The organism is Cereibacter johrii (assembly GCF_001720585.1).
GTDB lineage: Bacteria > Pseudomonadota > Alphaproteobacteria > Rhodobacterales > Rhodobacteraceae > Cereibacter_A > Cereibacter_A johrii.
In genome coordinates, this window is record NZ_MABH01000126.1 from 1 (window position 1) to 11,105 (window position 11,105).

Sequence of the window (11,105 nt, forward strand, 5' to 3'; positions counted from 1 at the left end):
GGCCTCGCGGCCCATCTCGGCCGAGAAGGCGAGGCCGCAGAGCCCGCGGGCGGTCGCCATGGCCAGGGCCTCGCCGAAGGGCGAGGCCACCCAGGCCCAGCCGATCTCGAGCCCGGCTCCCGCCCGCGCGAAATCGCCGGGGCTCATCGCCTCCCAGCGCAGGAACAGGTCGTGGAGCCGCCCCGGCCCGGAAAGGCCGGTGGCGAGCGCCGTATCGAGCACGGTGAACCGCTCGGCCAGAAGCCGCCGCGCATGGTCGAGCGTCAGATACTGCTGGTAGCGCTTGGGCGACACGCCCACCCATTGCGAGAAGATGCGCTGGAAATGGGCGGGGCTGAGGCCGATCCGCGCCGCCAGATCCTCGAGCGAAAGCGACGGGCCTCCGGCGTCGATCTCGGCGAGCGCGCGGGCGATCACGGCATAATGGTAGGCGGGCCGCTCGGCGGCGAGGCTGTCGGTCATGGCGGGTCCTCGGGCTGGTGGGTCCGACCCTAGCCGCCGCGACGGGCCGCCGCGACCCGATTCCTGCGGCTTCGCTTGCTCCGCGTGACCGGCTCGGGCATAGGTTGCACCGATGGCCCGCCAACTCGATTACCGCACGATCCACGAGATCTTCCCCCGCCTCCATGCGCTGGAGGCGGAGCCCAGGGGCGAGCTCGACCATGTGAATGCCTACACGCTTCTCGTGGCGGTGGCGCTCTCGGCGCAGGCGACGGATGCGGGGGTGAACAAGGCCACGCGGGCGCTCTTCGCGCAGGTGACGACACCCGCCCAGATGCTGGAGCTGGGCGAGGAGGGGCTCACCGAACATATCCGCACCATCGGCCTCTATCGCAACAAGGCCAAAAACGTGATCGCGCTGAGCCGCCTCCTCGTCGACCATTACGACGGCGAGGTGCCCTCGTCGCGCGCGGCGCTCCAGTCGCTGCCGGGCGTGGGGCGGAAGACGGCCAATGTGGTGCTGAACATGTGGTTCCACCAGCCGGCGATGGCGGTCGACACCCATATCTTCCGCGTGGCCAACCGCACCGGCATCGCCCCCGGCCGCGATGTCGAAGCGGTCGAGCGGGCGCTCGAGGATCATGTGCCCGCGCCCTTCGCGCTTCATGCGCACCACTGGCTCATCCTGCACGGCCGCTACATCTGCGTCGCGCGCAAACCCAAATGCGGCATCTGCCCGATCCGCGATCTCTGCCCTTACGAGGAAAAGACGGCATGAAACAGTTCCAGATCGTCGGCATCGGCAATGCGCTGGTCGATGTGCTCGCCCATTGCGACGATGCCTTCCTGGCCGACAACGGCATCGGCAAGGGGATCATGCAGCTCATCGACATGGGCCGCGCGGTGGATCTCTACGGCCGGATCGGGCCGGCGCAGGAGATCTCGGGCGGGTCGGCCGCCAACACGATCGCGGGCATTGCCCAGCTTGGCGGGCGGACGGCCTATGTGGGCAAGGTCTGCGACGACCAGCTCGGCGCGATCTTCGCCCACGACCTGCGGGCGCAGGGCGCGGTCTACGAGACGCCGCCCGCCCCGAAGGCCTCGAAGCAGGAGACCGGGCGCTGCATCATACTGGTGACGCCCGACGGCGAGCGCTCGATGAACACCTGTCTCGGCTGGTCCGAGTTCCTGACGCCCGACGACATCGACGAGGCGCAGATGGCCTCGACCGAGTGGATCTATCTGGAAGGCTACCGCTTCGACGGGCCGGAGAGCCATGCGGCCTTCGCCAAGGCCATCGCCGCCTGCAGGGGCGCGGGCGGGCGGGTGTCGCTCACGCTGTCGGATCCGTTCTGCGTCGAGCGCCACCGCGACGCCTTCCGCCGGATGATCCGGGAGGATGTGGATCTTCTGTTCGCCAACCGGGCCGAGATCCTGTCGATGTATCAGACCGAGGATTTCGGCGCGGCGCTGAAGGCCGCGGCCGCGGAGGTCGCGATCGTGGCCTGCACCGAGAGCGAGAAGGGGGCCCACATCCTTGCGGACGGGCAGCACTGGCATGTGCCGGCCCTGCCCACGCAGATCGTGGATGCGACCGGGGCGGGCGATCTCTTCGCCGGCGCCTTCCTCTGGGGACTGACCCACGGGCATGGCTACGAGACGGCGGGGCGCATGGGCTGCATCGCCGCTTCGGAAGTGATCTCCCACATCGGTGCCCGGCCCGAGGCGGATCTGCGCACGCTCTTCCGCGCGCAGGGCGTGCTCTGAGCAACAGGGACAGGAGCGGGGCGGGCGCGCGGCTCAGGCCCCTCCGGGGCCATCGCCGCGCGCCGCTGCCGCGGAGGGCGGCGCCGGCAGTCCCGGCTCTTCCGCGGCCTTCCCGGGGAGAGCCGGGGCGCCGAGCGGAAGCGGAGCGCCTGCGGTGCCGGTTCGACAGTCGTCGAGGCCGGGCCACTCCTGTATTCTCCAGCGCATTGCCCCTGCGCGGCTCCGGGGGGGGCAGGACCGGACGGCTCAGCCGGTGAGACAGGCCCCGACCGATGCGACAGAGCGGTGGCGCCCTCTTCCTGCGAGACATGGACCCTGTGAGGCAGCAGGGCGGTCCACCCATCGGGGAGCGCAGGGGCGCGGAGCGGTCGCGCATGCAGCCTCTTGCACAGGCGCGCCCGATCCGGGAGGCTCCTGCGCGACAGATCCCTGAACCACTGAAGGTGGGTTGACCCATGGCTTACGACTACGATCCCCAGAACATCTTCGCGCGCATCCTGCGGGGCGAGATCCCGAACGACACGGTTCTGGAAACGGAACATACGCTCGCGTTCCGGGACATCCGCCCGCAGACGCCGCATCATGTGCTGGTGATCCCGAAGGGCGCCTATGTCTGCTTCGACCATTTCGCGGCCGAGGCCAGTGCAGAGGAGATCGTGGACTTCCACCGCACGGCCGCGAAGGTCTGTGCGGATCTGGGCATCGGCCCGGGAGAGGGCGGCAACGGCTACCGCACCGTCTCGAATGCGGGGCTCGATGCGGTGCAGGAAGTGCCGCATTACCACATGCACATCCTCGCCGGCCGGCCGCTCGGGCCCATGCTCTCGCACCGCGATTGATCCGCACCCGCGCGGCCCCTGTAGGGGGACGCGCGGGAGACTATGCCGGGGGGGCGCCCTGTCTCTCCCCGTGATGCCGGGCCGAGGGCTCACCCCGGCTCCCGGCTCTCGGCCGCGATCAGGTTGCGGCCCCGCCTTTTGCCGAAGGGCAAACCCCGGTTGCACGGAGCCCCCGGCTATGCCCTGGCGCGGCCCCCGTCGGGGCGTCCCTTCGCAGCTGTCAGTGAGCGGCGGCCCAGTTCAGGCCGCGGCCCGCCTCGACCGTCAGTGGCACGGTGAGCTTCACCGCCGGTTCGGCCGCACCTTCCATCACCTCGCGCACGCGCTCGATGAGCGCGTCGGCGGCCTCTTCCTCCACCTCGAACAGAAGTTCGTCATGGACCTGCAGCAGCATGGTCGCGGGCATTCCCGAGATGGCCTTGGGCATCCGGATCATCGCCCGGCGGATCACGTCGGCCGCCGTCCCCTGGATCGGCGCGTTGATCGCCGCGCGGCGCGCGAAGCCCGCGCCCGGGCCCTTGGCATTGATCTCGGGCGTGTTGATCTTGCGTCCGAACAGGGTTTCCACATGACCGTTCGCCTTGGCGAAGGCGATGGTCTCGTCCATGTAGCCCCGGATGCCGGGGAAACGCTCGAAATAGCGGTCGATGAAGCCCTGCGCATCCGCCCGCGGGATGCGCAGGTTGCGCGCGAGGCCGAAGCCCGAGATCCCGTAGATCACGCCGAAGTTGATGGCCTTGGCCTGCCGCCGGATCATCGGATCCATGCCCTCGAGCGGCACGTTGAACATCTCGGAGGCGGTCATCGCATGGATGTCGTGCCCCTCGCGGAAGGCCTGCTTCAGCGCCGGAATATCGGCGATATGGGCGAGGATCCGCAGCTCGATCTGGCTGTAGTCGAGGCTGACCAGAAGCTTGCCGGGCGGCGCCACGAAGGCCTCGCGGATGCGGCGGCCCTCCTCGCTGCGCACGGGGATGTTCTGGAGGTTCGGATCGGTCGAGGCGAGGCGGCCCGTGTTGGCGCCCGCGATGGAATAGGAGGTGTGGACGCGCCCCGTCTCGGGATGGATATGCTCCTGCAGCGCGTCCGTGTAGGTCGATTTCAGCTTGGAGAGCTGGCGCCAGTCGAGCACGCGCGCGGGCAGGTCGTGCCCCTCGGCCGCCAGATCCTCGAGCACGTCGGCCCCGGTGCCCCAGGCGCCGTTCTTGCCCTTCTGGCCCCCGGGCAAGCCCATCTTCTCGAACAGGATCTCGCCCAGCTGCTTGGGGCTGCCCACGTTGAACGGGCCGCCGGCCAGCGCGTGGATCTCGGCCTCGAGCCCCGCCATCTTCTGCGCGAAGGCGTTCGACATGCGCGAGAGCGTGTCGCGGTCGACCTGCACGCCCGCCATCTCCATCGCGGCCAGCACCGGCACCAGCGGCCGCTCGAGCGTCTCGTAGACCGTCGTCACCCGGGCGCGGTGCAGCTGCGGCTTGAACAGCTTCCAGAGCCGGAAGGTCACATCCGCATCCTCGGCCGCATAGCAGACGGCCTGCTCGACCGGCACCCGGTCGAAGGTGATCTGGCTCTTGCCCGAGCCCAGCAGCGTCTTGATCGCGATGGGCTTGTGGCCGAGGTAGGTGTCGCAGAGCTCGTCCATACCGTGGCCGTGGCGGCCCGCGTGCATCGCATAGGACATGAGCATCGTATCGTCGATCGGCGCCACCCGGATGCCGTGACGCTCGAGGATCTTCGCGTCATATTTCATGTTCTGGCCGATCTTGAGGATCGACTCATCCTCGAGCACCGGCTTCAGCATCGACAGGGCAAGGTCGAGCGGCATCTGGTCTGCCACCAGCTCCGAGCCGCCGAAGAGATCGCCCCCGCCCGCGCGATGGCCGAGCGGGATGTAGCAGGCGGCCCCCGCCTCGACGCAGAGCGAGATCCCCACGAGGTCGGCGCGCATCTCGTCGAGGCTGGTGGTCTCGGTGTCGATGGCGACATGGCCCAGGTCGCGGATGCGGGCGATCCAGGCGGCCAGCGCCTCGGCATCGCGGATGCAGGCGTAGGAGGCGCTGTCGAAGGGCAGCGCCGCCTCGACCTGCTCGACGATCTCGGGCACGCCCTCGTTCTGCAGGACGAAGGCGGTGGGGGCGGGGGGCGGCTCGACCTTCAGGCTCTCGGCCACCCGCTTCGTCAGGGTGCGGAACTCCATCTGGTTGAGAAAGCCCAGAAGGTCGTCGGCCACCGGCAGACGCACCTCGAGATCCTCGAGCGAGAAGGTGAGGGGGGTGTTGCAGTCGAGCTCGACCAGCCGCTTCGAGATGCGGATCTGCTCGGCATTCTCCTCGATGGCGGCGCGGCGCTTGGGCTGCTTGATCTCGCCCGCCCGCGCGAGCAGGCTCTCGAGATCGCCATATTCCTGGATCAGCAGCGCGGCCGTCTTGATCCCGATGCCGGGCGCGCCCGGCACGTTGTCGATGGAATCGCCCGCCAGCGCCTGCACATCCACGACGCGCTCAGGGTAGACGCCGAACTTCTCGAACACTTCGTCGCGGCCGATGCGCTTGTTCTTCATCGGGTCGAGCATCTCGACCCCGTCGCCCACGAGCTGCATCAGATCCTTGTCCGAGGACAGGATCGTGACCGAGCCGCCCGCGTCGCGCGCCTTGCACGAGAGGGCCGCGATGATGTCGTCGGCCTCGAACCCTTCGGTCTCGATGCAGGCGATGTTGAAGGCCCGCGTCGCCTCGCGCGTGAGCGGGAACTGCGGGCGCAGATCCTCGGGCGGCTCGGGGCGCTGCGCCTTGTAGAGCGGGTAGATCTCGTTGCGGAAGGTCTTCGAGGAATGGTCGAAGATCACCGCCACATGGGTCGGCGCGTCCGGGCCCTTGTTGTTCTCGACATAGCGGAACAGCATGTTGCAGAAGCCCGCGACGGCGCCCACGGGCAGGCCGTCCGACTTCCGCGTCAGCGGCGGCAGCGCGTGGTAGGCCCGGAAGATGAAGGCCGAACCGTCGATGAGATGCAGATGGTGGCCCTTGCCGAACGTCATGGTCCCTCCCCGGAATGATCTGGTCGCCCCGAGAAGGGCCGTGCGCTCACTTCGCGGTGGCGAAGCTCTCGTGGATGTAGCGGCGGTCGCAGTAGCCGCATTCGACGAAGCCCGTCTCGTGCGGGATCGAGAGCCAGACGCGCGGATGGCCGAGCGCGCCCTCGCCTCCGTCGCAGGCGACCTTCCAGGTCGAGACGACAACGGTTTCCGGGGCTTCGATCGACATTCGGGCACTCTCCTGGCGCGTCTTGGGCTGGCGGCGCATGATAGCGGCCAAGGCCGCAGGGGCAAGGGCCGACTGGTCAGCTTCGCGCGATCCGTGGCTCAGCGCCGGACCAGCCGCTCGACCAGCCGTCGGGTGAGGGGGGCCGCGACCAGCACGGAAGGAAAGGCGATGCTCCAGGAGGTGAGCCAGGCGCCGAGCCAGAGGCCGCCGAAGCCGGGCGGCAGGCCCGCCGCGCGGAAGGTGGCCACGCCCGAGACGATGGCCGACATGAAGCCCGACAGGAGAAACCCGAAGAGATAGGGGGCGAAGCGCAGCGGGATCATGCGGGCAGGTCGGCCGAGGGGATCATCGGGAAGAAGGCGCCCCCCGACCAGAGGCCGAACCAGTCTTCGTGATGCTCGCCGATCTCGCCCAGCCGATAGAAGGACTTGCGGTCGATGAGCGCCTCGAGGCCGCCGCGGACGAGCACATAGGGCGAGGGTTCGCCATCCTCGGCGCGCGCGACCCGGAGCGGGTGCTCGGGATCTGCCGTCACCGTGTCTCCCACCTGGGTCACGAAGGTCACGCGGCGGTCCCGGCCGGTGCCTTCGGATTCGAAATCGACCGCCACGAACGGCGCATCGTCCACTTCGATCCCCACCTTCTCGACCGGCGTCACGAGGAAATATTTCCCGCCCTCGCGCTTCAGGATGGTGGAGAAGAGCCGCACCATCTCGGGCCGGCCGATAGGAGTGCCCTGATAGAACCAGGTGCCGTCGCGGGCGATGCGGAGGTCGAGGTCGCCGCAGAAGGGCGGGTTCCACAGATGGACCGGCGCCGGGCCGCGCTGCTTCACGGCCGCTGCGGCCGAGGCCATCACGCCCTCTGCCGAGGGTTTCACGATCATTTGTGTCTCCCCGCTTTTTGCCATTTGTGCCGCCTGTCATAGTTTGGTCTGATGTTCATATAACGCCGCGGGGAGAGATGTCATGGCCGACGCCACTGCACTGGTTGCCGAGATCGAAGCCCTCGAGGAGAAGCTCGCGCTGGCGAAGGCCAGCATCTCGCGGCGGTTCATCGGACAGGAGCGGGTGGTGGAGCTGGTGCTCGGCGCGATGCTCTGCGGCGGACATGCGCTGCTCGTGGGCCTGCCGGGCCTCGGCAAGACGCGGCTCGTGGACACGCTCTCGACCGTCATGGGCCTCAAGGGCAACCGCATCCAGTTCACGCCGGATCTGATGCCCGCCGACATCCTCGGCTCCGAGGTGCTCGACATGGGCGCGGACGGGGCGCGCGCCTTCCGCTTCATCGAGGGGCCGATCTTCTGCCAGCTGCTGCTGGCCGACGAGATCAACCGCGCCAGCCCCCGCACCCAGTCGGCGCTGCTGCAGGCGATGCAGGAGCGTGAGGTGACCATCGCGGGCCGCCACCGCCCGCTCGGCCGGCCGTTCCATGTGCTCGCCACCCAGAACCCGATCGAGCAGGAGGGCACCTATCCCCTGCCCGAGGCGCAGCTCGACCGTTTCCTCGTGCAGGTGGACGTGGACTATCCCGACCGCGAGACCGAGCGCGAGATCCTGATCGCCACCACGGGTGCCGAGGATGCTCAGGTGCATCAGGTCTTCACCGGCGAGGAGCTGATCGCGGCGCAGGCCCTGCTGCGGCGGATGCCGGTGGGCGATGCGGTGGTCGAGGCGATCCTCGATCTCGTGCGCGCCTGCCGCCCCGGCGAGCCCGAAGGGGCGGGCCTCGGCGAGGTTCTCTCCTGGGGCCCCGGGCCCCGCGCGGCGCAGGCCCTGATGCTGACGGTGCGGGCGCGCGCGCTCCTGTCGGGCAGGCTTGCGCCCTCGGTCGAGGATGTGGCGGCGCTGGCCCGGCCCGTGCTTACCCACCGGATGCAGCTCAACTTCGCCGCCCGGGCGCGGGGCGAGTCGCTCGCCGGCGTGATCGAGCGGGTGGTGACCCGGCAGATGGGTGCGGGCTCGGCCGACTGGGCCGCTCAGTGACCGATATCCTCGCCCTGCGCCCGCGGGCCGAGGCGCTGGGGCAGGCGCTGCCGCCCCTTCTGGCCTCGGCCGAACATCTCGCCTCGACCGTGATCCTCGGCGAGCACGGGCGCCGGCGCGCCGGGATGGGCGACGAATTCTGGCAATATCGCCCCGCGCACGAGGGCGACAGCGCGCGCATGATCGACTGGCGCCGCTCGGCCCGCTCCGACAGCCATTTCGTGCGCGAGCGCGAATGGCAGGCGGCGCAGACGGGGAATTTCTGGGTCGACAGCTCGCGCTCGATGGCCTTCACCGGCGACGGCAACCGCGAGACCAAGGCACAGCGCGCGAAACTGGTGGCGCTGGCCCTTGCCGTGCTCCTCCTGCGCGGAGGCGAGCGGGTGGGCCTGACCGGCGAGGCCGCAAGGCCGCGCTCGGGTCGGGCGCAGGTGCTGCGCCTCGCCGATGCGCTGACCGAGGAGGGCGCCGCCGACTACGGTCGGCCCGACATGACGGGCCTCGTGCCGCACGGGCGGATGGTGTTCGTCTCGGATTTCCTTGGCGACATGGAGGGGGTCGAGCGCGCGATGGAGCGGGCGGCCGAGCGCGATGTGCGCGGCGTGCTGCTTCAGGTGCTGGACCCGGCCGAGGAGGCCTTTCCCTTCGACGGGCGGACGATCTTCGAATCGATGGGCGGCAGCCTTCGGCACGAGACGCTGCGGGCGGGCGACCTGCGCGCCCGCTATCTTGAGCGGCTGGCACAGCGGAAGGACCGGCTCGCCACGGTCGCCCGGGCCTCGGGCTGGCACTACGATTGCCATCACACGGGGCAGGGGGCGCTGCCCGCGCTCCTGTGGCTCTACCGCGCGCTGGAGCGCGCCTCCTGATGTGGATTTTGGGCCCCATCGGCTTCTCGGCGCCCTGGCTCCTGCTGGGGCTTCTGCTGCTGCCGGTCCTGTGGCTCCTGCTGCGCGCCGTGCCGCCCACGCCCATCCGGCGCCGCTTTCCGGGCGTGGCGCTGCTTCTCGGCCTCTCCGACGAGGAGACCGAGACCGACAAGACGCCCTGGTGGCTTCTTCTGCTGCGGATGCTGGCGGTGGCCGCGGCCATTCTGGCCTTCGCGGGGCCGGTCCTCAACCCGCAGGCACGCGAGCCGGGCACGGGGCCGCTTCTCATTCTGGTGGATGGCAGCTGGGCCGATGCCCGCGACTGGCCCCGGCGGATGGAGCGCGCCAAGGCGCTGGTCGAAGAGGCGGGCCGCGACGGCCGCACCGTGGCCGTGGTCCGGCTGACCGACCGGCCCGAGACCCCCGCCTTCCAGAGCGCGGGCGCCTGGGAGGGCCGTCTGGCGGGCCTCGCCCCGAATCCGTGGCTGCCGGACCTCACCCCATGGGCCGGAGCCCTGCCCGAGGGCCGGTTCCAGAGCTTCTGGCTGTCGGACGGGCTCGACCATCCGGGCCGGGCGGCGCTGCTGTCGGCCCTCGAAGCGCGCGGCGCCGTCACGCTGTTCCAGAGCCCGCGCCCGGTGCTGGCGCTGCGCCCGTCGGGCTTTGCCGACGGTGCGGTGCAGCTTTCGGCGCTGCGCGAGCCTGCCTCCGATGCGGTTTCGATCGATGTCTCGGCGCGCGGCCTCGATCCGGCGGGGATCGAGCGCGAGCTGGCCCGCGCCACCGTCGATTTCGCGGCCGGTGCGCGCGAGGCAGGGGCCGCGCTCTCGCTGCCGCCCGAGCTGCGCAACCGGATCGCGCGGTTCGAGATCGCGGGCGTGCGATCGGCGGGCGCGGTGAGCCTCACCGACGACAGTCTCAAGCGGCGCAAGGTGGCGCTGATCGCGGGCCGCGAAGGGCGCGAGCAGCTGCAGCTTCTGTCGCCCACCCATTACCTGCGGCAGGCGCTGGAGCCGGTCGCGGACCTGATCGACGGGTCGCTTCAGGATGTGCTGCTGGCCAGCCCCGATGTCATCGTGCTGGCCGATGTGGCGCGCCTTACGCAGGCCGAGCAGGACGGCATCCTCGACTGGCTCGACGGCGGCGGCCTCCTCCTGCGGTTCGCGGGCCCGCTGCTCGCCTCGTCGGACGTGAGCCGGATGGCCGAGGACCCGCTCTTGCCGGTGCGGCTGCGCGAAGGGGGCCGCACGGTCGGCGGGGCCATGAGCTGGGGCGAGCCCAAGACGCTCGCGCCCTTCCCCGAAGGCTCGCCCTTCCACGGCCTGCCGATCCCGCCCGAAGTCTCGGTCACGGCGCAGGTGCTGGCACAGCCCGATCCCGAGCTCGGGTCGCGCACCATTGCCTCGCTCGCCGACGGCACGCCCCTCGTGACCCGCAAGCCGGTGGGGCAGGGGCAGGTGGTGCTCGTGCATGTGACGGCTAATGCGGAATGGTCGACCCTGCCGCTCTCGGGCCTCTTCGTGCAGATGCTGGAGCGGCTGGCGGTCTCGACCCGCCCCGCGGCCCCCGATGCGGCCGATCTGGCGGGGCAGGTCTGGGTGCCCGAGGTGGTGCTCGACGGCTTCGGCGCGCCGCGCGACGCGGGCGAGGTGGCGGGCGTGCCGGGCGAGCTGCTTGCCGAGGGAGCGCCGGGGCCCGCGCTGCTGCCCGGCCTCTACGCAGGGTCTGACCGTCGCGTGGCGCTCAATGCGGTCGGCCCCGAGACGCAGCTCGCCGCCGCCGTCTGGCCCGACCGGATCCCGGTCGAAGGGCTCGAGGCCGGCGAGGAGCAGGCGCTGAAGGGCGCCTTCCTCGCGGGGGCCCTTGCGCTGCTGCTCATCGACGTGCTGGCAGCGCTCTTCGTCTCGGGCCGGCTCGGGTCGCGCGTGGGGGCGGTGCGCGGCG

11 protein-coding genes are annotated in these 11,105 nt (G+C 70.4%); 6 read left to right on the forward strand and 5 right to left on the reverse strand.

The window, feature by feature from the left end; all coding sequences use genetic code 11:
- Positions 1-462 (reverse strand): helix-turn-helix transcriptional regulator (locus A9O63_RS10180; protein WP_141703071.1); only part of this gene is annotated, 462 nt, incomplete at its 3' end.
- 112 nt (positions 463-574) lie between these two features.
- Here A9O63_RS10180 and nth point away from each other — a divergent pair.
- The 3 genes from nth to A9O63_RS10195 all read left to right on the forward strand — a co-directional run bounded on the left by nth (position 575) and on the right by A9O63_RS10195 (position 3,047).
- On the forward strand, positions 575-1,219 hold the full coding sequence (gene nth, locus A9O63_RS10185) for an endonuclease III (RefSeq protein ID WP_069331828.1): 645 nt from the start codon (positions 575-577) through the stop codon (positions 1,217-1,219).
- Positions 1,216-2,208 (forward strand): adenosine kinase, encoded by a 993-nt coding sequence (locus A9O63_RS10190; RefSeq protein ID WP_069331829.1) that lies wholly within the window; start codon positions 1,216-1,218, stop codon positions 2,206-2,208. The genes nth and A9O63_RS10190 overlap by 4 nt, the downstream gene beginning before the upstream one ends.
- 455 nt (positions 2,209-2,663) lie before the next feature.
- Positions 2,664-3,047 carry an HIT domain-containing protein gene (locus tag A9O63_RS10195; RefSeq protein WP_069331830.1) on the forward strand — a complete coding sequence of 128 codons (384 nt, stop codon included), beginning with the start codon at positions 2,664-2,666 and terminating at the stop codon, positions 3,045-3,047.
- Between the two features lie 220 nt (positions 3,048-3,267).
- Here the strand turns inward: A9O63_RS10195 and polA are convergent, their stop codons facing one another.
- The 4 genes from polA to A9O63_RS10215 all read right to left on the reverse strand — a co-directional run bounded on the left by polA (position 3,268) and on the right by A9O63_RS10215 (position 7,193).
- On the reverse strand, positions 3,268-6,081 hold the full coding sequence (gene polA / locus A9O63_RS10200; RefSeq protein WP_069331831.1) for a DNA polymerase I: 2,814 nt from the start codon (positions 6,079-6,081) through the stop codon (positions 3,268-3,270).
- Between the two features lie 46 nt (positions 6,082-6,127).
- Positions 6,128-6,307 carry a zinc-finger domain-containing protein gene (locus tag A9O63_RS10205; protein WP_069331832.1) on the reverse strand — a complete coding sequence of 60 codons (180 nt, stop codon included), beginning with the start codon at positions 6,305-6,307 and terminating at the stop codon, positions 6,128-6,130.
- A 98-nt stretch (positions 6,308-6,405) separates the two neighbouring features.
- Complete coding sequence (locus A9O63_RS10210; protein WP_069331833.1) at positions 6,406-6,630, reverse strand: DUF2798 domain-containing protein; 225 nt, start codon at positions 6,628-6,630, stop codon at positions 6,406-6,408.
- Entirely contained in the window at positions 6,627-7,193 is a 567-nt protein-coding gene (locus tag A9O63_RS10215; RefSeq protein ID WP_069331834.1) for a DUF1285 domain-containing protein, read from the reverse strand. Before A9O63_RS10215 ends, A9O63_RS10210 begins: the two co-directional genes overlap by 4 nt.
- Before the next feature lie 82 nt (positions 7,194-7,275).
- Here A9O63_RS10215 and A9O63_RS10220 point away from each other — a divergent pair, with 82 nt between their 5' ends.
- From A9O63_RS10220 to A9O63_RS10230, 3 genes are all read left to right on the forward strand, one after another.
- The gene (locus A9O63_RS10220) at positions 7,276-8,292 is read left to right on the forward strand and encodes an AAA family ATPase (protein ID WP_069331835.1); all 1,017 of its coding nucleotides are present in this window, start codon (positions 7,276-7,278) and stop codon (positions 8,290-8,292) included.
- Complete coding sequence (locus tag A9O63_RS10225; protein WP_069331836.1) at positions 8,289-9,161, forward strand: DUF58 domain-containing protein; 873 nt, start codon at positions 8,289-8,291, stop codon at positions 9,159-9,161. Before A9O63_RS10220 ends, A9O63_RS10225 begins: the two co-directional genes overlap by 4 nt.
- Positions 9,161-11,105: BatA domain-containing protein (locus A9O63_RS10230; protein WP_069331837.1), on the forward strand; the 1,945-nt coding region annotated here is incomplete at its 3' end. The genes A9O63_RS10225 and A9O63_RS10230, both read left to right, overlap by 1 nt.